The sequence below is a fragment of the Methyloversatilis sp. RAC08 genome (genome assembly GCF_001713355.1).
Taxonomy (GTDB): Bacteria; Pseudomonadota; Gammaproteobacteria; order Burkholderiales; family Rhodocyclaceae; genus Methyloversatilis.
On record NZ_CP016448.1, the window covers coordinates 1517506 to 1542076 of the forward strand.

The 24571-nt window shown below is 62.9% G+C and carries 20 protein-coding genes, 1 tRNA gene and 2 rRNA genes; 13 read left to right on the forward strand and 10 right to left on the reverse strand.

Going from position 1 to position 24571, the window contains the following annotated elements:
- Window positions 1–46: 46 nt before the first annotated feature.
- The 3 genes from BSY238_RS06905 to BSY238_RS06915 form a co-directional block, all read right to left on the reverse strand.
- The gene (locus BSY238_RS06905) at window positions 47–841 is read right to left on the reverse strand and encodes a thiazole synthase (RefSeq protein ID WP_069038484.1); all 795 of its coding nucleotides are present in this window, start codon (window positions 839–841) and stop codon (window positions 47–49) included.
- A gap of 15 nt (window positions 842–856) precedes the next feature.
- Window positions 857–1060, reverse strand: a complete 204-nt coding sequence (thiS, locus tag BSY238_RS06910; protein WP_069038485.1) for a sulfur carrier protein ThiS — start codon at window positions 1058–1060, stop codon at window positions 857–859.
- Between the two features lie 111 nt (window positions 1061–1171).
- A complete protein-coding gene (locus BSY238_RS06915) occupies window positions 1172–3364 on the reverse strand; it encodes a TonB-dependent receptor family protein (RefSeq protein ID WP_069038486.1) in 2193 nt (730 codons plus the stop codon).
- Window positions 3365–3548: 184 nt separating this feature from the next.
- Between BSY238_RS06915 and BSY238_RS06920 the strand changes: the two genes are divergently transcribed.
- From BSY238_RS06920 to BSY238_RS06930, 3 genes are all read left to right on the forward strand, one after another.
- Window positions 3549–4001, forward strand: coding sequence for a hypothetical protein (locus BSY238_RS06920; protein ID WP_223300303.1), 453 nt, complete (start codon window positions 3549–3551; stop codon window positions 3999–4001).
- Between the two features lie 80 nt (window positions 4002–4081).
- Window positions 4082–4155 (forward strand) — tRNA-Gly (locus BSY238_RS06925).
- Window positions 4156–4399: 244 nt separating this feature from the next.
- Window positions 4400–5428, forward strand: a complete 1029-nt coding sequence (locus BSY238_RS06930) for a DUF481 domain-containing protein (RefSeq protein WP_069038488.1) — start codon at window positions 4400–4402, stop codon at window positions 5426–5428.
- Here the strand turns inward: BSY238_RS06930 and BSY238_RS06935 are convergent, their stop codons facing one another.
- Window positions 5429–5929, reverse strand: a complete 501-nt coding sequence (locus tag BSY238_RS06935) for a flavin reductase family protein (RefSeq protein WP_069038489.1) — start codon at window positions 5927–5929, stop codon at window positions 5429–5431.
- 201 nt (window positions 5930–6130) lie between these two features.
- Here BSY238_RS06935 and mutY point away from each other — a divergent pair, with 201 nt between their 5' ends.
- The 4 genes from mutY (at window position 6131) to BSY238_RS06955 (ending at window position 9227) form a co-directional block, all read left to right on the forward strand.
- Window positions 6131–7249 carry an A/G-specific adenine glycosylase gene (gene mutY, locus BSY238_RS06940; RefSeq protein WP_069040522.1) on the forward strand — a complete coding sequence of 373 codons (1119 nt, stop codon included), beginning with the start codon at window positions 6131–6133 and terminating at the stop codon, window positions 7247–7249.
- Entirely contained in the window at window positions 7246–7500 is a 255-nt protein-coding gene (locus BSY238_RS06945; RefSeq protein WP_069038490.1) for a YkgJ family cysteine cluster protein, read from the forward strand. The genes mutY and BSY238_RS06945 overlap by 4 nt, the downstream gene beginning before the upstream one ends.
- Window positions 7501–7650: 150 nt before the next feature.
- Entirely contained in the window at window positions 7651–8484 is an 834-nt protein-coding gene (locus BSY238_RS06950; RefSeq protein WP_069038491.1) for a class I SAM-dependent methyltransferase, read from the forward strand.
- 44 nt (window positions 8485–8528) lie between these two features.
- Entirely contained in the window at window positions 8529–9227 is a 699-nt protein-coding gene (locus tag BSY238_RS06955) for a hypothetical protein (protein WP_069038492.1), read from the forward strand.
- A 25-nt stretch (window positions 9228–9252) separates the two neighbouring features.
- On the opposite strand, the gene BSY238_RS06960 is transcribed toward BSY238_RS06955, so the two are convergent.
- The gene (locus BSY238_RS06960; protein ID WP_069038493.1) at window positions 9253–9873 is read right to left on the reverse strand and encodes a response regulator transcription factor; all 621 of its coding nucleotides are present in this window, start codon (window positions 9871–9873) and stop codon (window positions 9253–9255) included.
- Window positions 9874–10111: 238 nt separating this feature from the next.
- Between BSY238_RS06960 and BSY238_RS06965 the strand changes: the two genes are divergently transcribed.
- From BSY238_RS06965 to BSY238_RS06990, 6 genes are all read left to right on the forward strand, one after another.
- On the forward strand, window positions 10112–10786 hold the full coding sequence (locus BSY238_RS06965) for a response regulator (RefSeq protein WP_069038494.1): 675 nt from the start codon (window positions 10112–10114) through the stop codon (window positions 10784–10786).
- Complete coding sequence (locus BSY238_RS06970) at window positions 10783–12645, forward strand: ATP-binding response regulator (RefSeq protein ID WP_069038495.1); 1863 nt, start codon at window positions 10783–10785, stop codon at window positions 12643–12645. Before BSY238_RS06965 ends, BSY238_RS06970 begins: the two co-directional genes overlap by 4 nt.
- 254 nt (window positions 12646–12899) lie before the next feature.
- Window positions 12900–13271 carry a PhaM family polyhydroxyalkanoate granule multifunctional regulatory protein gene (locus BSY238_RS06975; protein WP_223300304.1) on the forward strand — a complete coding sequence of 124 codons (372 nt, stop codon included), beginning with the start codon at window positions 12900–12902 and terminating at the stop codon, window positions 13269–13271.
- Between the two features lie 19 nt (window positions 13272–13290).
- On the forward strand, window positions 13291–14394 hold the full coding sequence (locus tag BSY238_RS06980; protein ID WP_150123896.1) for an FIST signal transduction protein: 1104 nt from the start codon (window positions 13291–13293) through the stop codon (window positions 14392–14394).
- Window positions 14395–14402: 8 nt separating this feature from the next.
- Window positions 14403–15677: a sulfite dehydrogenase gene (soxC, locus tag BSY238_RS06985; protein ID WP_083223952.1), complete on the forward strand. Its 1275-nt coding sequence runs from the start codon at window positions 14403–14405 to the stop codon at window positions 15675–15677.
- Window positions 15652–16191 (forward strand): c-type cytochrome, encoded by a 540-nt coding sequence (locus tag BSY238_RS06990; RefSeq protein WP_069038498.1) that lies wholly within the window; start codon window positions 15652–15654, stop codon window positions 16189–16191. The genes soxC and BSY238_RS06990 overlap by 26 nt, the downstream gene beginning before the upstream one ends.
- Window positions 16192–16669: 478 nt before the next feature.
- Here BSY238_RS06990 and recQ read toward each other — a convergent pair whose 3' ends face one another.
- The 5 genes from recQ to BSY238_RS07015 form a co-directional block, all read right to left on the reverse strand.
- Window positions 16670–18478 (reverse strand): DNA helicase RecQ, encoded by a 1809-nt coding sequence (gene recQ, locus BSY238_RS06995; protein ID WP_069040524.1) that lies wholly within the window; start codon window positions 18476–18478, stop codon window positions 16670–16672.
- 62 nt (window positions 18479–18540) lie between these two features.
- On the reverse strand, window positions 18541–20133 hold the full coding sequence (locus BSY238_RS07000) for a DEAD/DEAH box helicase (RefSeq protein ID WP_069040525.1): 1593 nt from the start codon (window positions 20131–20133) through the stop codon (window positions 18541–18543).
- A 193-nt stretch (window positions 20134–20326) separates the two neighbouring features.
- The gene (locus tag BSY238_RS07005) at window positions 20327–21115 is read right to left on the reverse strand and encodes a tRNA threonylcarbamoyladenosine dehydratase (protein WP_069038499.1); all 789 of its coding nucleotides are present in this window, start codon (window positions 21113–21115) and stop codon (window positions 20327–20329) included.
- A gap of 141 nt (window positions 21116–21256) precedes the next feature.
- A 5S ribosomal RNA gene (rrf, locus tag BSY238_RS07010) occupies window positions 21257–21370 on the reverse strand.
- 118 nt (window positions 21371–21488) lie between these two features.
- Window positions 21489–24376, reverse strand: a 23S ribosomal RNA gene (locus BSY238_RS07015).
- Window positions 24377–24571 lie beyond the last annotated feature (195 nt).

Genomic DNA, 24571 nt, shown 5'->3' on the forward strand with positions numbered 1-24571 from the left:
CCCGTCCGGGCCGCGGTGTCGGACGTTGGCAACAGGCAGCGACGGATCAGTTGCCCGGCGTGATCAGACCCGAGGTGGGCGAACTGGGCGCAGCGCTGTACAGCTTGCGCGGCATGCGGCCGGCGAGGAAGGCTTCGCGGCCGGCTTCGACCGCCTTTCTCATCGCGCTGGCCATCAGCACCGGCTGCTGTGCCTTGGCAATCGCGGTATTCATCAGCACTCCGTCGCAGCCCAGTTCCATCGCGATGGCGGCATCGGACGCGGTACCGACGCCGGCGTCGACAATGACCGGTACCCGCGCATTGTCGATGATGAGCCGCAGGTTCCATGGATTCAGGATGCCCATGCCGGAGCCGATCAGGCTGGCCAGCGGCATCACCGCCACGCAGCCGATCTCTTCCAGCCGCTTGGCCTGTATCGGATCGTCCGAGCAATACACCATGACGTCGAAACCGTCCTTCACCAGCGTTTCGGCGGCAGCCAGTGTCTGCGGCATGTCGGGGAACAGCGTGTCGGCGTCGCCCAGCACTTCGAGCTTCACCAGGTTGTGGCCGTCGAGCAGTTCGCGCGCCAGCCGCAGCGTGCGTACCGCGTCGTCGGCGGTGTAACAGCCGGCGGTGTTGGGCAGCAGCGTGTAGCGATCCGGCGGCAGCACGTCGAGCAGGCTGGGCTGGCCCGGTTCCTGTCCGATATTGGTGCGACGGATCGCCACCGTGATGATTTCGGCGCCCGACGCATCGATCGCGTCCCGCGTTTCGTCGAAATCACGGTATTTGCCCGTACCCACCAGCAGCCGCGACGAAAAGGTGCGGCGGCCGACCTGCCATGTATCGCTGCTCATCTGTATATGTCCGGATCAGCCCCCACCCACCGCAACGACGATTTCGACCCGGTCGCCATCGGCGAGGCGCGTATCGGCATGCTGCGCTCGCGGCACGATGCAGCCATTGCGCTCGACCGCGACACGCTTGCCGGCCAGATCGAGTGCCGCGAGCAGCGCGCCGATCGTGGTATCCGGTGCCAGCGCCCGCGTTTCGCCATTCAGGGTGATGGAGGACATGTGGGAAGTCACGTGCGAAGTCTACAGCGAATGGCCTACCTCGTCCCCCGCGCCCGGCAAACAAAAAAAGGGCCACTCTGCAGAGTGGCCCTCGCCAAGGGAACCGCGTGATCAGAACGCGTAGCGGATGCCGGCGATCACCTGACGTTCGCGGCCGGCGAACTTGCCATCGACCCGGCTGACCAGATATTCGCGGTCGGTCAGGTTGTAGGCGCTCAGGAAATAGCTGGTTTTCGAGCCTTGCGGACGGAAATTCATCGTCGCGTTGAACACGGTGTAGGACGGGATCGTGCCTTCCTGACCGCTGTCCACTTCCACCGTCGTGTTTTCGCCGTCCGCGAACTGCTCGCTGACACGGTCGGCACCGAGGCGGGCATCGAAGCCGAGCGGATTCTGATAGCCGACCGCCACCGACAGCAGATGCTTCGGTGCATACGGCAGGCGATTGCCGCTGGAAATGTTCTCCGATGCGACGTCCTTCTTGAACTTGGCAGTGAACAGATTCGTCCAGGACGCCGTCAGATAGACGTTGTGCGTCGTGTTGTAGATCTGGCCGAAATCGATGCGGCCCGCCATTTCGAGACCGGTCTGCTGCGACTCGCCGCCATTGAAGAAGCGGCCGTTGTCCTGGATGACGATCTCGTCGAAATCGGTATGGAACAGCGTCGACTCCAGACCGATGCCCTTGAAGTACTTCGAGCGCACGCCCAGTTCCCAGTTGGTGCTCTCTTCCGGACGGGTCTTGCTGACCACGGCGGTGTTGGCGCCGCCGGGTGCTTCGATGTCGCGGTCCGGGCGCGGTGGTGCAAAGCCCTTGTGCACGCCTGCAAAAACCGTCGTGTTGTCGATGCCGTTCCACGCAATGCCGAAGCCCGGGATGACCTTGGACTGGCTGTTGTTCAGATAGGACTCGGGGTTGTCCTGCGGCTGGCCTTCCGCCCGACGCACATCCGTCTTGATCCGGACGTCTTCGTAACGCACGCCCGGCGTGATCGCAAAATCACCTGCATAGAAGGTGTTCTGGAAGTAATAGGACTTGGCTTCGACCCGGATGTCGATCTGTTCGCGGTGACCGGTTCCGCCATTCACGCCGACGAAGGATTCGGCAAAGCTCTGGCTCTGGAAGCGCGGATCTGCGCCACGGAACTGGGCGCGGTTGATGTCTTCTTCGTGGTAGCGGAAGCCGACAACGGCATCGCTGGCAAGGCCGAAGGCGTTGTGCTTGAAATCGAGCCGCGGCTCGACACCCCAGTACTCGTAGCTGCGCGGGCGCCAGCGGCCGCCGCACAGGCGCGAATTCGCTTCGGTCGCGACGACGCCGGAGCAACGGTCCATCTCCGAACGGCCGTTCAAGCCGCCCGGATCGTTGATCTGGCGGAACGAGGCGCGGTCCGTATCCACGTAGTAGGCCTGCGTGCTCAGCTTCGCCGCATCGTTGATCTGATAGATGTGCTGCAGCTGGAAGCTGTTGCGCTCGTGCAGGAAGCGGTCCTGCTTGCCGGTCGGCGCCTGGAACTTGTCTTCCGCATACTCGACCGAACCAAGGCCGGTTTCGGTGATGTGCGAGTCTTCCTTGTAGTAGCCGATCTTGCCGATCAGCGTCTGGTTCTTCGTCAGGTTGAGCTGGCCCTTGATGGCGACCTCGAACACGTCGAAGTCGTGATTCTTGCGCACGCCGTCGCCCTTCTTTTCGGTGATGTCGAGCATGATGCCGCCGCGCTCACCCCCTACACCCACATTGGCCTGCAGACCTTGATAGTCGTTGTTGCCCCAGGTCGCGCTGACGCTGCCGGCGACGCCCTGCTTAGGAATCGGCTTGGTGACGAAATTTATCATGCCACCGATGGTCTGTGGGCCGTACAGCACCTGACCCGAGCCCTTCACCACTTCGATGCGCTCCACCCGGTCGATCGGCGTGGAATAGTGCGCCGACGGATCACCATAGGGCGCGAGGAAAAGCGGCATGCCATCTTCGAGCAGCAGCGTGCGCGAACTGCGGCGCGGATCAAGACCACGCACGCCGATGTTCAGGCCCAGACCGAAGGAATCCTCATCGACCACATGCACGCCGGGCACGGTGCGCAGCGCTTCCTTGATCGAGAACGGACGCTGGGCTTCCAGCTGTTCTGTCTCGAGTACCGAGGTGGAACCCGGAATGTGTTCGAGCTTGTAGGGCAGGATGCTGCCGCGTACGTTGATCGTATCGACCTCGACGGTTTTCGGCGCAGTGACCTGCGCGAAAGTCGCCGTCGGAAGGATGAAACAGCCGGCGATAGCTGCTGCGAGCAGCGTGGGCTTGTGCATGGAAGCTCCTCGGTTGGACAATTAACTATTTGTGCTCTAATGAATTTGACGCCGGCGCAATATAGAGAGTCACGTCGCATGGTCGTAGGGAGAGTTTCCCGACTGGCGTGTAGTGAGGCTTTTTCGCAACAAACCTTGTCCGGCGCGGTCGTACGCGCCTGCACAGACACTTGGGAGACTTGTGGTGAACAGCATTCGTCGATTGATTCGTATTGCCCTGGTGGCATCGCTCGCCGTTTCGACGGCTGCACAGGCCGCCGACCTGACCAAGCAGGAACCGGTCACCGTCACGCTCAAACTGGGCACCGTCGACGGGCAGCACCGCTTCACCCCCGATTCGCTGACGCTGGAAGCCGGCAAGCTGTACAAGCTGCGGCTCGAAAACACCGGTAGCCAGCCCTACTACTTCGGTTCGGCCGGCCTGGCCGACATGGTCTACACGCGCAAGGTCGTGGCACTGGATGCGGCGGGCAAGGTGGTTGCCGAAGTCTATGGACCGATACGCCGCCTCGAGATTTCGGCCGGCCACACGACAGAGTGGTGGTTCCTGCCGGTGCGCACCGGCGTATTTGACGACGTGATATCAACGAAAAAGCTCGCCGACGGCGGCATGCGCGCAACGATAGAAGTGAAGTAGCAACCGCGGCTGCGCACCCTGACGACAGGACGCGCAGCCGTTCCGGTCACGGCCGGTTCCGGCGTACAATCCCCCCCGCCGCGGGTGTAGTTCAATGGCAGAACGGCAGCTTCCCAAGCTGCATACGTGGGTTCGATTCCCATCACCCGCTCCAGGCAATACGTTTGATGTCCCCTCCCCCGCATTCCCGCTGCCGGCAAAGCCACCGCCGGCGACCCTGCACTTCCTCTTGTCCTACAGCCAGCGACGGTCAGCACCTCTAGACTGGAGGCCGTTTTTTCCTCCGCTTCACGGCAGCTCCGGGTGTCCTCACCACCCAAACTGCACACCGGGTCCATGACCCGCTCTCCAGGCCGACGAACAATCGGTCCGCACGTCACACAATCCGGGAGATTTCCATGCGCCTGCGACGCCTGCCGCCATTGCTTGCCCTTTTTTTTCCTGCATTCATGCTGAGTGCGCCCGGTCATGCGGACGAGATCGAACTGACCAACGGTGACCGCATCACCGGGCGCATCGTGTCCAAGGCCGGCAACGAGCTGGTTGTGCGCACCGACTACGCTGGCGAACTCCGGCTGCGCTGGGACCTCGTGAAAAGCCTGCGCACCTCGGAACCGGTTACCGTGATGACCGCTGGTGGGGATTTGCTCAACAGCGCGCAGCTGGCCGCCAGCGAAGCCGACAAGGTGGCGCTGTCGAATCCGAGCACCGAAGGCAATGTGAAGCGGGAGGACATCGCCTTCATCAATCCGACACCGGAACAGTCCGGCAATGGCGTGAGCTACAGCGGCCGGGTCAATATGTCGGCCGCCCTGGTGCGCGGCAACGCCGAGAACGACCGCATCTACGGAGATGGCGCACTGGACGCGCGCGCCAAGGGCTACGCCTGGGGGCTCGGCATGAAGGTGGACCGGCGCAAGGACCGGGGCGTGAAGACGGCGCAGCAGTGGCTGCTCAACGGCAACTACGACCACTTCGTCAATGAGCGTCAGTTCATCTACGCACGTACCTCATTCGAGCAGGACAAGATCAAGGACATCCAGCTGCGTACGACGGTCGGTGCCGGTTACGGCTGGCAGCTCTACGAGGATGAACAGACGAAGCTGTCGCTGCGCACCGGCCTCGATTACGTCAATGTCGACCGCATCGTCAGCCAGGACGACGACTATCCGGCGCTGGGCTGGGGCGTGCGTGCATCGCACTGGCTGTTCGACCGACGCGCCGAGTTGTTCCACGACCAGGACGGTTTCTGGAGTGTCGCCGATACCAAACAGCTGACCATCCGCTCGAAATCCGGCGTGCGCCTGCCGATCGCCGCCGGCATGACCGCATCGGCACAACTCAATGCCGACTGGGAGCGCACGCCGGCGCCCGGTCGCAAGGCGGTGGATTCGACGCTGCTGCTCGGGCTGGGTTACGCCTGGTAGTCAGGGCTTGTCTTGTGGCTTGTCGATGCCGCGATATCCACCACCGAAATACAGCAACGGATCGCCGGCGCTGCGCTCGAAACGCTCCACCCGGCCGACGAAAATGAGGTGGTCTCCGCCGGCGTACTGGATGTCATTGCGGCATTCGAAACGCGCGAGGCAACCTTCGAGCAGCGGCGCGTCACCCAGGCCCTGACCGGTGGCAAGCCCGGCGAAACGCTGTTCGCGACTGCCGGCGAAGCGGCTCGACAGCGACTGCTGGTGAGCCCCCAGCACATGGATGGCGTAGTGCGAGCAGGCACGGAAAGCCTCTTCGCTGGGCGAACCGCACATCAGGCTCCACAGCACCAGCGGGGGATCGAGCGACACCGAATTGAAGGAATTCACCGTCAGGCCGACCGGATCGCCGTTTGGCGCGCGGGTGGTGACGATGGTGATGCCGGTGGCGAACAGCCCAAGTGCATCGCGGAAGGCGCGGCTGTCGCGGGCAGGGTTGTTCATCGCGATGTGCGGGAGCGCGTGGTCGCGTCCGCCAGGCAGATCGGACAGGGTACTGCCTGCACGGCAGCACGCGCGGGTCGGGCGGTCGGGTAGGTCATCAGGCGGACTAACGTTTGTGAGCGCAGATTATCGCCGCTTTTGCACGGCCGGCCAGCGCTCGACGCCTACAATCCGCTGCCGAACCACGCCTCACGACACGACATGGCGCCACAAACCGACGAATCCCCCGACTTGCAGGCCGACGATTTCGCCCCGACGCTGGTGCGCTGGCAGCGTCTGCACGGCCGCCACGACCTGCCCTGGCAGAACGGCGACGCCTACGGGGTATGGGTGTCGGAGATCATGCTGCAGCAGACCCAGGTGCAGACGGTGATCGGCTACTACGCCCGCTTCATGGCGCGCTTCCCGACGCTGGCTGCGCTTGCGGCGGCCGACGAAGGCAGTGTCATGGAGTCATGGAGCGGGTTGGGCTACTACGCGCGCGCGCGCAATCTGCACCGGGCAGCGCGCGAGGTCATGCAGCGCTTCGACGGGCGCTTCCCGGCGGCGGTCGACGACATCACCAGTCTGCCCGGCATCGGCCGCTCGACCGGCGCCGCCATCGCCACCTTCTGCTTTGGCGCGCACGAACCGATACTCGACGGCAATGTGAAGCGGGTATTCGCCCGCGTGTTCGGCATCGAAGGCTTTCCGGGCGCGCGTGCGGTCGAACAGCAGATGTGGGCGCTGGCACGCGGACTGATGCCGGCGTGCAACGGCGCTGCATATACACAGGCCTTGATGGATCTGGGCGCCACAGTGTGCACGCGCGGCCGCCCGCGCTGCGCTGACTGTCCGCTCCGCGACAGATGTGTGGCTCGGCGCGACACCCGCCAGCGGGAATTGCCGGCGCCGCGCCCGGCGAAGGTGCGGCCGCAACGTCTGCGCTTTGCACTGCTGATCGAGTGCGCAGGCCGCGTGCTGCTGGAACGCCGCCCAGGCCAGGGTATCTGGGGCGGCCTGCTGAGCCTGCCGGAACTGGCGGCGCAAACCCTGCCCGATGCGCTCGTCGAAGCAGGACGCTGGCTGGCGAGCCACGGTCTGTCGGACCACGCCGTCGAGGCGATGTCGCCGGTGGTCCACGGTTTCACGCATTTCGAGTTGCATCTGGTGCCGCTGCATGTATCCATGGGGAACAGCGCAGCACCTCTGCTGGCCGCTGAAACCGCGCTGCACTGGCAGCCGCTTGATGGCGCCACCGAGGCGGCGCTGCCGGCGCCGATACGCAAGCTGCTCGCGCAGCGCGATGCGTGCCATCGTACGCCGCGAGGCCTGCCATGAAGTGCCGCGACGGCTGCGGCGCCTGCTGCATCGCACCTTCCATTTCCAGCCCGATTCCGGGCATGCCTCAAGGCAAGCCCGCCGGTGTCCGCTGCATACAACTTGACGAACACGAGCGCTGCCGCATTTTCGGTTTGCCCGAGCGCCCTGCGTGCTGCGGCGGCCTGCAACCGTCGGCCGACATGTGCGGCGACGGACGTGCCCATGCGCTGGTGTGGCTGGCAGCGTTACAGCGCGCAACCGACAGTTGAGCATCTGGCCGGGTGCGCAGGCTGGCCGCAGGCGCGGGCCCGCTCGGGACAGAAACCCGGGAATACGGCAGATAGGGCTCGCTTATCGACGCCTGTGACCGGCATCACACGGAGTACCGTTGTCGCATTGCGTTCCGTGGGCCATCTGCCATGCACCTGTTCCGCGCCCTAACCGTGCAGTTCATCGCGTGGGCCGTTGCCGTGTTCGCCCTGCTGTACACCGTGTCGCCACCCGCCGGCCTGACTGCGGTCGTCATCATGCAGGGCGGCATCGCAGCTGCGCTGGCGCTGGCCATGGGTGCGCCGCGCTGGTGGGTCATCATCCACCTGCTTTTTTCGCCTCTGGTGGTCGGCGCGCGCGCGCTCGACATCGCGCCCGCCTGGTATCTGTTCGCCTTCATCGCACTGTCGGCCATCTTCTGGTCGACCTTCCGGACACGGGTACCGCTGTTCCTGACCAATCGGGCGACCGCACGCGCGCTGCTCCTGACACTGCCGCAGGACAAGCCGATACACCTGGTCGATCTGGGCTGCGGCACCGGCAGCCTGTTGCGTCGGCTGGCCATGTCGCGCCCGGACTGCCGCTTCACCGGCATCGAGAACGCACCGCTGCCCTGGCTGATCGCCCATCTGCGCAACCGCCACCTGCCGAACGTGACCATACGTCGCGCTGACCTGTGGTCTGCCCATCTCGGTCACTTCGACGTGGTGTATGCCTTCCTGTCACCGGTTCCGATGCCGAAGCTGGGGCGCAAGGCAGCGCTGGAAATGCGCCCCGGTGCGCTGCTGATCGCCAACAGCTTCGAAATACCCGGACTGAGCGCGGACCGCATCGTCGAGGGCGAACCCGGAGCACGCGAGCTGTATGTCTACAGTTTTGCCTGCCGACGCAGCAACAACGAACCTGCTGCAACGGGCGCGAACGCGGAATTGGCGCCGGTTCCGGCCGCACTTCCGGGCGATGCCGGCGGACTGGTCGCGTAACAATCACTCATCGAACTGCACTGGATCCGACGGGGACCATCACCATGGCTGAAATCATCTGCGTCATCGGAAACAAGGGCGGCACCGGCAAGACCACGCTGTCGCACATGCTCTGTCAGGGGCTGGGGCTGCTTAACCAGCGTTCGGTATGCGTGCTGACCGACATCGGCCGCGAACCGCTGGATCCGGAAGGGCGCCGCTACCTCACTGCCGATGCGCGGTCACGCGATGCACTGGCCAAGGTGGTGGAGAAGATCCGCGGCCTGAACAAATGGATCGGCGTCATCGATGGCGGCGCCAATCGCAGCGACATGGACCGCCATCTCTACAGCCTCGCACACCTGGTGCTGTTGCCGTTCCGCGATTCGCACGAGGACATGCGCACCGTGCAGCAGGATCTGGAAGCCTTTCCGCGCGCGCTGGCGTTGCCGATGCAGTGGCCGACGAACAGCTGGGCACGCGAAGCGGCCGACCGAACTATCGAAGCTCAGCTCGGTGCCTACCGCAACCGCATTCTGGAGCCGGTGTTCGCAATTTCGTCGTCAAAGCAACTGCTGCAGAAGCGCATCCCGGACACGCTGCCGTCGCCGCTGGCCAATGCCTGCCGCAGGGTTGCCGCACCGGTGCTCGACATCCTGCGCATCGAGCACGAGGAAGTGGATATCGATGCCGAGGACACGATGGACGAACACGCCCGGACGCAGTCCCGGCGCGAGGTGGACGCCGCGATCGGCGCCCACTGACTGGCCACTCAGCGGCGCGCGCGGGTCAGTGCGAGCGCCGGCGAGCTTGCTCGCGCGCCAGTGCGATCAGCAACTGGGCGCGCGAAGCCACCTTGTAGGCACTCAGGATGCGGCTCACGTGCACCTTGACGGTGCCTTCGGCCAGTCCCAGCGACTCGGCGATTTCACGATTGCTGCACCCCTCGGCCAGCAGCAGCAGCACGCGCTGCTGCGCACGCGTCAGGCCATTGGTCGCCGGACGATCGTCAACCTTCGACCGCGCGGGTGGCGTATAGAGATTGCCATCGAGCACTTCGCGCACCGCCTCGACCAGTTGCGCACCCGAATCGCCCTTCGACACGAAACCTGAGGCCCCGTGACGCATGGCCCGGTTAACAGTCGGTTTGTCACTGAGTGCCGACACCACCAGCACCGGTAGCGAAGGGTCGCGCTCGCGCAGCGTCGCTAGCAACGAAAATCCGTTCATTCCCGGCATGATCAGGTCGGTGATCACCAGATCGATGTCGTCGCGTTCGTCGATCAGTGTGAGCGCGTGCGCCGCGTCGGTCGCCTCTATGACGCTCAGGGTCCCGCCCAGTCGGGAAAGTGTCTGCGCCAGCCCCTCGCGCACCAGCGCGTGGTCGTCTATGACCAATATGCAACCCAACGGAAGCTCCTTTGCTCGGCTGATCGCAGCATGACCGCTCCGGCTCACATGATGCGGGCCCACGAAACATATGCCCGGATGTGCTGCACATCGATTCTAATCGCGCGCAAACCCAGCCTGGTTCATCCATAGAGACTACGTCTTAAGTTATATTTTTCAGCGCGGTATCGTGTCGTTTCCGCCATCATGGATGCCTGTGAAAAGGTAAGCTGGTAAATGACACCCCTGCGCAAGCACCATGAAGATTCTGATCGTTGATGACCATCCGTTGATCCGCGAGGCACTGCGCCACGTGTTGCCCGGCCTCGCCGCCGACATCCGGCTGTATGACGCGTCGGACCTGGAGAGCGGCCTGGCACTGGCCGATCAGCATCCGGATCTCGACCTCGCACTGCTCGACCTGACTCTGCCCGGTTGCAGCGGCATGAATGCGCTGCGCACCTTCCGCTCGGCGCAACCGGCACTTCCGATCGTGGTGCTGTCGGGCTTCGACGACACGGACACCGTCATTTCGTCACTCGACGAAGGCGCCATGGGCTTCATTCCGAAGTCCAGCAGCAATGAGGTGCTGTTGGGCGCACTGCGCCTCGTGCTGTCCGGCGGCGTGTACGTGCCGCGCCAGGCGATCGCGGGCGAATATGGTCTCGGCGCACCTCGGCGCGATGACGCCCCGCGCAAGCCGCAGACCGCATCGGACATCGGTTTGACCGAACGCCAGTCCGAAGTGCTGACGCTGATGGTTCAGGGCATGCCGAACAAGGAAATCTGCCGCGAACTGAATCTTGCCGAAGGCACGGTAAAGGTACACATCACGGCGATCCTGAAGGCGCTCGGCGCCACCAACCGCACCCAGGCTGTCGTCGCGGCAAGCCGCATCGGCCTCAAGCTCGGTCCGTCGGGCGGTACGCAATGACGGTGCAGCCGGGCACTACGGTGCCCGAAAAGACGACGATCGAATCGCTGACCCGCGAACGCGGCGATGCGGCAGCCCGGCTCGATGCGCTGGAACAGGCGCTGCTCGACAAGCAGGTGCGCGCCACCCAGATAGACATGCTGTACGCCAACCTGCGCACCGCCTTCGGCGGCCAGGTGCTCGGCACGGTGCTGGTGGCGATCACCATGTACACCGCCTTCCCGCTGATGACGGTCGCGATCTGGTTTGCCGCGTCGGTTGCCAACCAGATTTCGCGTCTGGTGCTGCTGCGGATGTACAACCGCGCCGCTCCGAATGCCGACGATGCGCCGCGCTGGGGCAACTACTGGCTGGCCGGCGCAGTGGTTTCGGGTGTGCTGTGGAGTTCCACACTGTGGCTGTTCTTCAGCCCGGATGCACCGCAGCAACAGATCGTGCTGATGTCGCTGCTGGTGTCGGTGTGCGGTGTGGCGGTGGCCATCACGTCGATGCATCTGCCGAGCTACTACGCCTTCCTGTTCACGACACTGTTGCCGGTAATCGCGCGCTACATATGGGAAGGCGGTCGTTATGACCTGCTGATCGCGTTCATCGTGACCGTGCTCATGATCGCGCTATGGAAGGTGGGCCGCAATTTCAATGCGCTGATCGAACGCGCGCTGCGCAGCCGCTACGCCAATGAGGTGCTGAGCAAACGGCTGGAGGCACAGAATATCGAACTGTCGCAGGCGCGCGACCGCGCCGATCAGGCCAGCCGTGCGAAAAGTCAGTTCTTTGCTGCAGCCAGCCATGACCTGCGCCAGCCGTTGCACGCGATGGGCCTTTTCGCCGCCGCCCTGTCGGCCAAGGCACGCGAACCCGACGTGGCCAATCTGGTGACCAGCATCAGCAGTTCGGTCGAGGCGCTGGAAGGCCTGTTCAACGAATTGCTCGACATTTCGAAGATCGACTCCGGCAAGGTGAAGCCGGAAATCACCGACGTTTCGGTCACGGCACTGTTCGACCGACTGCGCATGGACTTCGAGCCGGAAGCGTTCGACCGCGGGCTGTCGTTCCGCATGCCATCGCGAAGTGCCTGGGTACGCAGCGACCCGGTGCTGCTGGAACGCATCCTGCGCAACCTGATTTCCAACGCAATGCGCTACACGCGCAGCGGTGGCGTACTGGTCAGCACCCGGCTGCGCAGGGGCAGGCTTCGATTCGAGGTGTGGGATACCGGCATGGGCATTGCGCCCGACGATCAGGCGCGCATCTTCGAAGAGTTCGTACAGCTGGCGAACGCGGAGCGCGACCGTCGCAAGGGACTCGGGCTCGGCTTGTCCATCGTGCAGCGGCTGGCAGCGCTGCTCGGCCATCCGGTCAGCCTGTCGTCACGCCCCGGTCGTGGAACAGTGTTCCGGGTTGATGTTCCGATGGGGCGCGCGCCAGTCGTGCGCGTCGCAGCGGCCCGAGCCGAGCGCAGCCAGGCCGATCTGGGCGGGCGCTGCATTCTGGTAATCGACGACGAGGCAAGCATCGTCGACGGCATGAGCGCGCTGCTCGGCAGTTGGGGGGCGGAAGCGCTGATCGCCGGTACCGCAGCCGAGGCCATGGCGCAGGTCACAGCACGCAACGCGCCACCCGACCTGATCATTGCCGACTATCAGTTGCGCGACGGTGAAATCGGACCGGAAGTGGTGACCGCGGTTCGCCGGCATTTCGGCACCGAGATCCCGGCCATTCTTGTGACCGGCAGCGCGACGCCGGAGCGGCTGGAAGAAGCGCGCGATCTCGGCCATCACCTGCTGCTCAAGCCGGTCATGCCGGCCAAGCTGCGCACGCTGATCCAGTTCAAGCTGAAGGAAGCCGTGAAGGCCTGAGGCATGCACAGGTCTAGACCGAAAGGACGATTGCTGCCCGACATCCCGTTTAACAGAATGAAGTTGTTGTGCACGTTGTGTCCCCTTGACGCGGTCTGCAAAGGCCGCGTTTTCTTTTGTGCGCCGGCTTTGCATGGCGGCTGAAACGATCCGGGGACGGGAAGCGCGCTCACCTCGCGCGCCGCTGCTATGCTTTGCCGACATTCCGCGACAGAGGTGACGACATGGCTGGCGATCCTTCCCAGTACGATCCAATGGAATTTCTCCGCTCGGTATGGGGGCAGATGCCCTTCCCGGTACCCGGTTTCGTGACGCCGACGCTCGACGTGGGCGAACTCGACAAGCGGATTGCCGATCTCAAGGCAGTCGAAGGCTGGCTGCGCATGAACATGGGCATGCTGCAGACCAGCATCCAGGGGCTGGAAGTCCAGCGCGCCACACTGGCGACGATGCAGGCGATGGCGGCGCACGCCGGAGGCACCGCACCCGCGCCCGCCACTGCCGCAAACCCGATGCAGGCGTTCGGCAATGCGGCCATGTGGCCATGGTCGGTGATGCAGAACAGTGCCGCCCCCCCGCCCGCCGCCGCACCGGACGTCAATCAGGCCCCACCCAGTGATGGATAACAGCCGCAGGAACTAGTCCGTGAATACCTTTGCAGCGAGCACCGCCTTTCATGAAGACTGGCCGGTTGCGATGGACCGGGCTCTTGGCGCACTGGACATTCCCGGCGGCGCCAATCTCGGTTTCGTTTATTTCACCGATCAGTACGGCAGCGACGTGCAGGCCATGGTTGACCGGCTGACGCTGCTGACCGGCATCCCCAACTGGGTCGGCACCTGCTCGCTCGGCGTGATCGGCCGAAGCAGCGCCGCACAGAACCACCCCGGTCTGGCGCTGCTGGTCGCCTGCCTGCCCGAGGGCAGCTTCCAGGTCTTTTCGGGGCGCGATCGCCTGCCCAACATGCTGGGCATTGATGCGGGGCGCGAGCAGCCTTACTTCGCCGTCGTACACGCAGACCCGTCGACGCCGGACATGAGCGACCTGATCACCGACATGGCAACCAAGGTGTCGAGCGGTTTCATTACCGGCGGGCTGGCACTGTCGCGCGGCCAGGCGCCGATGATCGCCAACGGCGCACTGTACGGCGGCATCAGCGGCGTGGCCTTCAACGAGCAGGTGAGCATCACGACCAGGCTGACACAAGGCTGTTGCGCCGTCGGCCAGGCACGCATCGTCACCGCCTGCGACCAGAACGTGGTGACCGAGATCGATGGACGGCCTGCGCTCGATGCCTTCCTTGAAGCGGCCGGTACTTCGCTCGGCCAGGATCTGCGCCGTGCTGCACGCTACATCCTTCCCGGACTGGGCATTCCGGGGCGTGACGACGCCGAGTTCAGGGTACGCAATGTGATCGCGCTCGATCCGGCAAGCGGCGTGTTCGCCATCAACGATGCCGTCGAGGTCGGGCAGCGCATTCGCTTCTACCGGCGCGATGGCGACTGCGCACGCGCCGACATGATGCGCATGCTGCATGAGCTGCGCGATTCGCTCGATGCGCCACCGAAAGCGGCGCTGTATGTGTCATGTGCGGCGCGCGGCGAGCACATGTTCGGCAACGACAACGCCGAACCGGACATGCTGGAAGCCGTGTTCCCAGGCCTGCCAGTGGCCGGCTTCTTCGCCGGCGGCGAGATTTCGCATGATCAGCTGTATGGCTACACTGGCGTACTGACCCTGTTTCTGTAGCGGACGCGATGGCACGACACCCGAACGGCAACCCTGATCAGCCGCCCGTTGGCATAGGCGAACAGCGGCTCGACCGGCGCCGGTTCCTGAGGCAGGGCGCTGCGCTTGCAGGTGCCACTGCAGCGGCCGGCGCACCGGCAGCACAGTCCGGCGGCGATCTGCCCTGGCTGCATGTGCCGGGCCAGCCCTTTTCTGTCTACGGACAGCCTTCGCCGCACGAGCGCTACACCGCACGGCGCATCGGCGCCAACCGCGCGGTTGCCGGAAACGGCGTGTCGTTCACCCCGCTGGAAGAACTCGAAGGCACGATCACGCCGAACGGCCTGCATTTCGAGCGCCACCACAACGGCGTACCGCAGATCGATCCGGTGCAGCACCGTCTGGTCGTGCATGGCCGGGTGCGCCAACCGCTGAGCTTCGACGTGAAGTCGCTGCTGCGCTACCCGATGCGCTCGCAGGTGCTGTTCATCGAATGCGGCGGCAACAGCAACGCCGGCTGGCACGCCGAACCGATACAGCGCCCGGCCGGTTCGGTGCATGGCCTGGTGTCGTGCGCCGAATGGACGGGTGTGCCGCTGTCCATCCTTCTCGACGAGGCCGGGGTGGATCCGGAAGCCTCTTGGGTGATCGCCGAAGGGGCGGATGCCGGGGCGATGAACATGAGCATACCGCTCGGCAAGATGCGCGAAGACTGCCTGATCGGGCTGTACCAGAACGGCGAACGGCTGCGCCCGGAAAATGGTTATCCGATGCGGCTCATCGTGCCCGGCTGGGAAGGCGTGCTGCATGTGAAGTGGTTGCAGCGGCTGGAAGTCGCCGACCAGCCGGTAATGTCGCGCAACGAGACCTCGAAGTACACCGAGTTGCTGCCGTCCGGCAAGGCACGCCAGTTCACCTTCACGATGGGTTGCAAGTCGTTGATCACGTCGCCTTCGCATGGACAGACACTGCGCCAGCCGGACGTGTATCAGATCACCGGTCTGGCCTGGAGCGGTCACGGACGCATCGCGCGGGTTGAAGTGTCGGCCGACAATGGTCGCCACTGGACCGACGCGGCGTTGCAGTCACCCGCATTGCCGCGCTGCTTCACGCGTTTTCGCCTGCCGTGGCGCTGGGACGGCAAGCCGGCGGTGCTGAAAAGCCGCGCCACCGATGAAGCCGGAAATGTACAGCCGGAACGCGCGGCACTGATCGCGGAGCGCGGCCGGGCCGGCTATTTCCATTACCACGCGATCGTGGCCTGGGCGGTCGAGGACGATGGACTGGTTTCGCATACTTATTAACGGCGGAGCGCTGATCGCGTTGCTGACCGGCTGCGCCACGCCGCTGGCACCGCGTGTCGAGGCGCCGAAGTTGGGCACGCCGATCGCTGCCGACGCGCTGACTGCACAGACGCTCAACGTGTTTCCGGACGGTCGCGGTCTTCCGCCCGGACAAGGTTCGGTGGCAGAGGGTGCGCGGCTGTTCGCCCAGCACTGCGCCGGCTGCCACGGCAAGGACGGGCGCGGCGGTACGGCAGAGGAACTGACAGGTGCGAGCCGGCCGCTCGACCATCCGGCAGCCGACAAGACCATAGGCAGCTACTGGCCGTATGCCACCACGCTGTTCGACTTCATCCGTCGCGCCAAGCCGATGGGTGCGCCCGGCACCTTGAATGCGGACGAGGTGTATGCGCTGAGTGCATGGCTTCTGCACGCCAATGGCGTGCTTGCCGCCGACGCGGTGATGGATGCTCCACGGCTGTCTGCGTTGCGCATGCCCAACCGGGACGGCTTCATCCGGATTGAAGCGCCTTGAGTCACCCGCGCGTCAGCGTAGCCCGACACGCAATGCAAGCGCGCCGATCATGACTGCCGCAAAGGCAAGACCGAGGCCGGATTCGGACGACTGATCGAGCAAACCGGCAAGCGGATAGCTCTGTCGGACGTTCTGAACTGACGAAGCCCGGACTTCGTTGCAAACGGGGCCTGTCGCCGCACCGGTTGCACCGTCGCACGCACCAGGTGCGTCATGTGCAAGGACGGGCAGTGCAACCAGCAGGGTCGAACACAGGGCAATTCGCGGGAGAAGAGATCGGATGTTGCAACGCATGATGCACCCCTTCCTTGATGGCATTATCAGTTGAAGGACATGCAACATCGGGGCCAGCAGCGCGAGATGGATCAAGTGTCTGTTTTCAAATATCTAACATTCGCAGCGTCGTCTCTGACCCGCACCAGCTTGGACAAGCAGGATGCAGGCGCACTATTGCAGTGCAGCAATCTTGAAGCAGTGATCACACGGTGAATTCGGAGATCAATCTTACCAGCGTGTCGCCGTAGCGCTCGATCTTGCGGCCACCGAAACCGGCGATGTCGGCCAGCTCGTCGCAGTCAGCCGGCCGGTTGCGCGCCAGTTCGATCAGCGTGCTGTCGTGCAGGATGACGTAGGCCGGCACCGACTGGGTACGCGCCTCGTCGAGGCGCCATGCTTTCAATGCGGCAAGCAGGTCGGCATCAACGCCTTCCGTCGAGATCGGAGCGGCCGCCCGACTGCGTCGTGCGCCGGAGTCCTTCACACGCTCGACGATGCGCCGCATCGTCACCTTCTGTTCGCCGCGCAGCACCGGGCGGGCGGCGTCGGTGAGCACGAGGGCACCAAAGGATTCCTGATCGACGCGCGCCAACCCGAGCGCCACCAACTGGCGGAACACGCTGCGCCAAAGGTTTTCGTCTTCCGCCTTGCCGATGCCATGCACCGACAGCTTGTCGTGGCCCCACTGACGGATGCGTTCGGTGTCCTTGCCGCGCAGCACGTCGATAAGATGGGTGGCGCCGAAGCGGTTGCCGGTGCGGTAGATGGTTGAGAGCGCCTTCTGCGATGCCACGGTGGCGTCCCAGGTTTCCGGAGGGTTCAGACAGTTGTCACAGTTGCCGCACGGCGCGCCCTGCTCGCCAAAATAGGCCAGCAGATGCACGCGCCGGCAGTGCGCGGTTTCACACAGCCCGAGCAGCGCATCAAGCTTGCTGCTCGAAATGCGTCGGAAGGCCTCATTGCCTTCCGACTGGTCGATGAAGCGACGCTGCTGCACCACATCGGCCAGACCGTAAGCCATCCAGGCGTCCGCCGCCGTGCCGTCGCGACCGGCCCGACCGGTTTCCTGGTAGTAGCCTTCGATCGAACGCGGCAGGTCGAGATGTGCGACGAAGCGAACGTCCGGCTTGTCGATGCCCATGCCGAACGCGATCGTGGCTACGACAACGATGCCCTCCTCGCGCTGGAAGCGCGCCTGATTGGCGGCACGTGCCTGGGTGTCCATGCCGGCATGGTAGGGCAGCGCATTCACACCCTGCGCAACCAGCCATTCGGCGGTTTCGTCCACCTTCTTGCGCGAGAGGCAGTAGACGATGCCTGCATCATCCGGATGCTCGGCGCGGATGAAACGCAGCAGTTGCTTGCGCGCGTCGTCCTTGTCCACGATGGTGTAGCGGATGTTCGGGCGATCGAAGCTGGACACGAACACGCGCGAATCCTGCAACGCAAGCCGTTCGATGATTTCAGCACGGGTCGCCGGATCGGCGGTCGCGGTCAGCGCAATGCGCGGCACGTCGGGGAAGCGCTCGTGCAGCACCGACAGCTGCAGATATTCGGGACGGAAGTCATGCCCCCACTGCGCGACGCAATGGGCTTCGTCAATGGCGAAAAGGGCCGGTCGGATGTGGCTCAGCAGATCGAGGCAGCGCGGCGTGTTCAGCCGCTCGGGCGCGACGTACAGCAGGTCGAGCGTGCCGTCGAGCAGACGTCGCTCGACGTCGCGTACCTGATTGAGGTCGAGCGTGGAATTGAGGAAGGCGGCGCGCACTCCGAGCAGCGTCAGCGCCGCCACCTGATCCTGCATCAGCGCGATCAGCGGTGACACCACCACTGCCGTTCCCGGTCGCAGCAGCGCCGGAACCTGGTAGCAAAGTGATTTGCCGCCGCCGGTGGGCATCAGTACCAGTGCGTCCCCACCGCCAGCGACATGTTCGACGATGTCGCCCTGGGCCCCGCGGAAACCGGGATGACCGAACACGTCCTTCAGGACGCGCAGCGCGCTTTCACGCATCACGTTGCGCCCGGTCACCGTCGGCTCGCAGCCCCAGCATCAGCATCGCCCGAACGCGACCTTCAGCGCGAACCCGAGCGGTTGCGCGGCGAAAACAGCGCCGGCGCCTGCGGACGGCGCGCATCGCCGCGACGGGCATCGCCCGCACGCGGCATCACATTGCCATTCACTTCGCGCGGCGCGGCGGCAGCCGGCTGGATGCGGTTGCCGCGGTTGTCATCGTCGTCATCATGCGCACGCGCGGGTGCGCGGTTACCGCTACCGCCATTGCCAGCCCCCGACGCACGACCTCCTGCATTGCCGTTGCGCGGTGCGCCACCGCCCGGGCCGCGACCGGCTCCACGCGGTGCCGGAGCCCCGCCTGCAGCCTTGGGCTGAGCGGCACGCGCCGGACGTTCACCATTGGCGCGCGGCGCATTGCCTGCGACCGGTTTGCGACGCGGAGAGTCGGTGTTGCGCGCACCGCGGCCCGGCGGACGAGGGCCGCGGTCCGGTTCCTCGACCACGATGCCGGGCACGAATCCTTCAGCGGTCGCTTTGGGAATCGCCTGGCGAGTGACCTTTTCGATCGCGCTCAACAGCTTGACCTCTTCACGATCCACAAGAGACACCGCGGAGCCGCTGGCGCCGGCACGGCCGGTGCGGCCGATGCGGTGCACATAATCTTCCGGCACGCTGGGCAGTTCGAAATTGACGACGTGCGGCAACTGGTCGATGTCCAGTCCGCGCGCAGCGATGTCTGTCGCGACCAGCACGCGCAGCGAATTGCTCTTGAAATCGGCCAGCGCTCGCGTACGCGCGTTCTGACTTTTGTTGCCGTGGATCGCCAGCGCACTGATGCCCTGCTTGTCGAGCTGTTCGGCCAACCGGTTGGCGCCATGCTTGGTGCGCGTGAACACAAGCACCTGTGTCCATTCGCCCGTATTGATCAAATGTGCAAGCAGATGGCGCTTCTGCTTCTGTTCCACCATGTAGACGCTCTGATCCACACGCTCGGCGGTCGTGTTGCGTGGCGCGACCTCGACCTCGGCGGCATTGTTCAGCAGGCCATGCGCCAGCTCGCGGATCTCCGGCGAGAAGGTGGCCGAAAAAAGCAGCGTCTGGCGGGTCTTCGGCAATGCGGCGATGACCTTGCGGATATCACGGATGAAACCCATGTCCAGCATGCGATCGGCTTCATCGAGCACGAAGATTTCAACGCCGGACAGATCCAGCGTCTTTTCGCCGAGGTGATCAAGCAGACGGCCAGGCGTCGCGACCAGAATGTCGACGCGCTGCTTCAGCCCCTGCAGCTGAGGATTCATGCCGACGCCACCGAAGATGACCATCGAGCGCATGCCGGCATGCACGCCGTAGGTGCGTACCGATTCCTCGACCTGGGCAGCCAGTTCGCGCGTCGGCGTGAGCACCAGAACGCGCGGGCGGCCAGGCGGAATCTTTGCCGGGCGGTTGATCAGCGTGTGCAGGATGGGCAGCGTAAATCCGGCGGTCTTTCCGGTACCCGTCTGCGCTGCGGCCAGCAGGTCGCGCCCTGCCATCACGAGCGGAATGGCCTTTTGTTGAATGGGGGTGGGTTGCGTGTAGCCCTCTTCCGAAATGGCGCGCAACAGCGGTTCAGCCAGGCCCAGCCCGGCGAAATCGACTTCAGTGTTCAAACAGATCTCCAGCGACGGCCCGTCGCTCAAGCTGAGTGACACCAATACAGGCAGACAAATGAGTGACTTCCAGTGGGGAGGCGGGTGCCTCCTGTCGTCAGTGTGACGACGGAAGGTGCCTATTGGTTAGGCACAAGCAGAGTGTACAGGGCTTCCGGGCGGAAGTCTTGCATTGCTGCACACGGCAACCGTTTCATCCGGCGGTTCGGTGAGCGAGCAGATGATCGATCGTCGCCGCGGCAAGAGCGAAGCCGAATCCGCCTGTGACGCAGACGCTGGAGCCGTACCCGGCACAGTTCAGCCCGTGCGGCGCGCTTCCGGTATCGCAGTTCTGCGCTTCAGGGCGACGCATCGACTCTGGCGAGAACACGACGTCGATGCCGAATGACGCCTTGTCGGGCAAGTTCATCTGCCCGCTCTTGCGCAGCAGCTGCCGTACGCGTGCCAGGAGTGCATCGCCTTGTGCGGCCGCGAGATCGGCGCATCGGATGCGCGTGGGATCAGTACGCCCTCCCGCAGCCCCCGCCATGAACAGCCGGATGCGCATCGCGTGGCAGTGCAGCCCCATGGCAACCTTGGCCGACACCTGATCGGTGCAGTCAATGACTGCATCGTACTGCGCCCCAAGCACCTCGGCCGCATTGTCCGGAGACACGAAATCCTCGATTGTCGTTACGACGCAAGCTGGATTGATGGCGCTGATACGTTGCGCCATGGCTTCGGTCTTGGCCATGCCAAGCGTCGGAACAAGCGCCTGGATCTGGCGGTTGATGTTTGATTCGGCAACGTGATCAAGATCTGCGAGGGCGATACGACCAATGCCGCTTCGGGCGAGCGCTTCCGTTGCCCATGAACCGACTCCGCCGATGCCGACGACAAGTACGGCAGCGCGTTCGAGCGCTGCATGCGCTCCGCGGCCATGCAGCCGGTCAACACCGGAGAAAGCGCGAGGTGTTTCGCGTTCGTCGTGAGTTGAATTCATGGGAGCGCAATCATGATTTCGCTCTGTTCGAAGGGGGTGGTGTAGGAAGGGGTTTGTTTTGATGCAGTTTCGCTGTTTGCAAACACGAACGCCCGATCACGTTGTTTTGTGATCGGGCGTTTTGTGTTGGAGCGTAGGGTAGCCTGGCACTGACCTACTTTCGCGAGCGTAGTACTCACTATCATTGGCGCGGCTGCGTTTCACGGTCCTGTTCGGGATGGGAAGGGGTGGTTCCACAGCGCTATGTGCACCAGGCTGAAGCTTGTCATGGAGGGGTTTTGGCCCGCCATGTGGAAGAAGTAAAGGATGGTGTGATTGTGCGCGAGGCACTTTTGAATTTGATGTATAGCCGCGGTGTTGAACACACGGTTATAGGGTCAAGCCGCACGGGCAATTAGTACTGGTTAGCTTAATGCATTACTGCACTTCCACACCCAGCCTATCAACGTGGTGGTCTTCCACGACCCTTCAGGGGGATCGAGTCCCCGGGAAGTCTCATCTTGAGGCGAGTTTCGCGCTTAGATGCTTTCAGCGCTTATCTCTTCCCTACTTAGCTACCCGGCGATGCCACTGGCGTGACAACCGGTACACCAGAGGTAAGTCCACTCCGGTCCTCTCGTACTAGGAGCAGGTCCCCTCAAACTTCCAGCGCCCACGGCAGATAGGGACCAAACTGTCTCACGACGTTTTAAACCCAGCTCACGTACCACTTTAAATGGCGAACAGCCATACCCTTGGGACCGGCTACAGCCCCAGGATGTGATGAGCCGACATCGAGGTGCCAAACTCCGCCGTCGATGTGAACTCTTGGGCGGAATCAGCCTGTTATCCCCAGAGTACCTTTTGTCCGTTGAGCGATGGCCCTTCCATACAGAACCACCGGATCACTATGTCCTGCTTTCGCACCTGCTCGACGTGTCAGTCTCGCAGTCAAGCTCGCTTTTGCCATTGCACTTTAGGTACGATGTCCGACCGTACCAAGCGAACCTTCGAACTCCTCCGTTACCTTTTAGGAGGAGACCGCCCCAGTCAAACTGCCTGCCATGCACGGTCCCCGATCCGGATTCACGGACCTAGGTTAGAACCTCAACGACACCAGGGTGGTATTTCAAGGTTGGCTCCACGTGATCTGGCGACCACGTCTCACTGCCTCCCACCTATCCTACACAAGTCCCGTCAAAGTCCAATGCAAAGCTACAGTAAAGGTTCATGGGGTCTTTCCGTCTAGCCGCGGGGAGATTGCATCTTCACAAACATTTCAACTTCGCTGAGTCCCAGGAGGAGACAGTGTGGCCATCGTTACGCCATTCGTGCAGGTCGGAACTTACCCGACAAGGAATTTCGCTACCTTAGGACCGTTATAGTTACGGCCGCCGTTTACCGGGGCTTCGATCAAGAGCTTGCACCCCATCACTTAACCTTCCGGCACCGGGCAGGCGTCACACCCTATACGTCCACTTTCGTGTTTGCAGAGTGCTGTGTTTTTATTAAACAGTCGCAGCCACCGATTCTCTGCGACCCCTTTCCGCTCCGTCCGCGAGGGACTTCACGTACGAGGGGCATACCTTCTCCCGAAGTTACGGTATCAATTTGCCGAGTTCCTTCTCCTGGGTTCTCTCAAGCGCCTGAGAATTTTCATCCTGCCCACCTGTGTCGGTTTGCGGTACGGTCACTCCATGACTGAAGCTTAGAGGCTTTTCTTGGAAGCGTGGTATCTAGCACTTCGGACCACGTGGGTCCTCGTCATCACATCTCGGCTAAGCCGCGCGGATTTGCCTACGCAGCACGCCTACCTGCTTAAACCGGGACTTCCAACACCCGGCTGCTATAACCTTCTCCGTCCCCCCATCGCATCATGGACTGGTACAGGAATATTGACCTGTTTCCCATCGACTACGCCTTTCGGCCTCGCCTTAGGAGCCGACTCACCCTACGCCGATGAACGTTGCGTAGGAAACCTTGGGCTTTCGGCGAGCGGGCCTTTCACCCGCTTTATCGCTACTCATGTCAGCATTCGCACTTCTGATATCTCCAGCATCCGTTACCAGACACCTTCGCAGACTTACAGAACGCTCCCCTACCATATGTCTTACGACATATCCGCAGCTTCGGCTCGTGGCTTGAGCCCCGTTACATCTTCCGCGCAGGACGACTCGACCAGTGAGCTATTACGCTTTCTTTAAAGGATGGCTGCTTCTAAGCCAACCTCCTGGCTGTCTATGCCTTCCCACCTCGTTTTCCACTTAGCCACGCATTGGGGGCCTTAGCTGGCGGTCTGGGTTGTTTCCCTCTTGACGATGGACGTTAGCACCCACCGTCTGTCTCCCATGCTCGCACTTCTCGGTATTCGGAGTTTGCTATGGCGGGGTAGATCGCAATGACCCCCCCAACCATTACAGTGCTCTACCCCCGAGAGTGATACATGAGGCACTACCTAAATAGTTTTCGGGGAGAACCAGCTATTTCCAAGTTTGTTTAGCCTTTCACCCCTATCCACAGCTCATCCCCTAATTTTTCAACATTAGTGGGTTCGGACCTCCAGTACCTGTTACGGCACCTTCATCCTGGCCATGGATAGATCACTTGGTTTCGGGTCTACGTCCAGCAACTGAATCGCCCTATTCAGACTCGCTTTCGCTACGCCTCCCCTATTCGGTTAAGCTCGCTACTGAACGTAAGTCGCTGACCCATTATACAAAAGGTACGCAGTCACCCCTTGCGAGGCTCCCACTGTTTGTATGCATGCGGTTTCAGGATCTATTTCACTCCCCTCCCGGGGTTCTTTTCGCCTTTCCCTCACGGTACTGGTTCACTATCGGTCGATCACGAGTATTTAGCCTTGGAGGATGGTCCCCCCATCTTCAAACAGGATTTCACGTGTCCCGCCCTACTTGTCGCACGCTCAGACCCGCCACTTACTTTTCACATACGGGACTATCACCCTGTATCGTCGGACTTTCCAGACCGTTTTGTTAAGTAAATGGTTTAGTCGTGCAGGCTACTCCCAGTTCGCTCGCCACTACTTTGGGAATCTCGGTTGATTTCTGTTCCTCGAGCTACTTAGATGTTTCAGTTCGCTCGGTTCGCTTCCGCTGACCTATGTATTCAGTCAGGGATGACCCTTACGGGCCGGGTTTCCCCATTCGGACATCGGGGGATCAAAGCTCCATTGCCAGCTCCCCCCCGCTTTTCGCAGGCTTGCACGTCCTTCATCGCCTGTGATCGCCAAGGCATCCACCACATGCACTTATTCACTTGACCCTATAACGCTGTGCTCGACTTGCGTCTTGCGCCACGTTACAGATCATTCTCAAGCGCTCGCGCTATCAATCCCGCCGCTGGTTCAAAGTGGCGGGACGATGCAATCACTACCCATGAGATGCCGACGCGGTTGAAACGCCGACATCCCTTTACTTCTTCCAAATTTTTAAAGATCAAGATTCCATGCACCCTTGC

Excerpts from the sequence above, each read along its gene's own strand:
- BSY238_RS06905 (WP_069038484.1), bottom strand. The coding sequence starts at position 841 with ATGAGCAGCGATACATGGCAGGTCGGCCGCCGCACCTTTTCGTCGCGG.
- thiS (WP_069038485.1), bottom strand. The coding sequence starts at position 1,060 with ATGTCCTCCATCACCCTGAATGGCGAAACGCGGGCGCTGGCACCGGAT.
- BSY238_RS06915 (WP_069038486.1), bottom strand. The coding sequence starts at position 3,364 with ATGCACAAGCCCACGCTGCTCGCAGCAGCTATCGCCGGCTGTTTCATC.
- BSY238_RS06930 (WP_069038488.1), top strand. The coding sequence starts at position 4,400 with ATGCGCCTGCGACGCCTGCCGCCATTGCTTGCCCTTTTTTTTCCTGCA.
- BSY238_RS06935 (WP_069038489.1), bottom strand. The coding sequence starts at position 5,929 with ATGAACAACCCTGCCCGCGACAGCCGCGCCTTCCGCGATGCACTTGGG.
- mutY (WP_069040522.1), top strand. The coding sequence starts at position 6,131 with ATGGCGCCACAAACCGACGAATCCCCCGACTTGCAGGCCGACGATTTC.
- BSY238_RS06945 (WP_069038490.1), top strand. The coding sequence starts at position 7,246 with ATGAAGTGCCGCGACGGCTGCGGCGCCTGCTGCATCGCACCTTCCATT.
- BSY238_RS06950 (WP_069038491.1), top strand. The coding sequence starts at position 7,651 with ATGCACCTGTTCCGCGCCCTAACCGTGCAGTTCATCGCGTGGGCCGTT.
- BSY238_RS06955 (WP_069038492.1), top strand. The coding sequence starts at position 8,529 with ATGGCTGAAATCATCTGCGTCATCGGAAACAAGGGCGGCACCGGCAAG.
- BSY238_RS06965 (WP_069038494.1), top strand. The coding sequence starts at position 10,112 with ATGAAGATTCTGATCGTTGATGACCATCCGTTGATCCGCGAGGCACTG.
- BSY238_RS06970 (WP_069038495.1), top strand. The coding sequence starts at position 10,783 with ATGACGGTGCAGCCGGGCACTACGGTGCCCGAAAAGACGACGATCGAA.
- BSY238_RS06975 (WP_223300304.1), top strand. The coding sequence starts at position 12,900 with ATGGAATTTCTCCGCTCGGTATGGGGGCAGATGCCCTTCCCGGTACCC.
- soxC (WP_083223952.1), top strand. The coding sequence starts at position 14,403 with ATGGCACGACACCCGAACGGCAACCCTGATCAGCCGCCCGTTGGCATA.
- BSY238_RS06990 (WP_069038498.1), top strand. The coding sequence starts at position 15,652 with ATGGACTGGTTTCGCATACTTATTAACGGCGGAGCGCTGATCGCGTTG.
- recQ (WP_069040524.1), bottom strand. The coding sequence starts at position 18,478 with ATGCGTGAAAGCGCGCTGCGCGTCCTGAAGGACGTGTTCGGTCATCCC.
- BSY238_RS07005 (WP_069038499.1), bottom strand. The coding sequence starts at position 21,115 with ATGAATTCAACTCACGACGAACGCGAAACACCTCGCGCTTTCTCCGGT.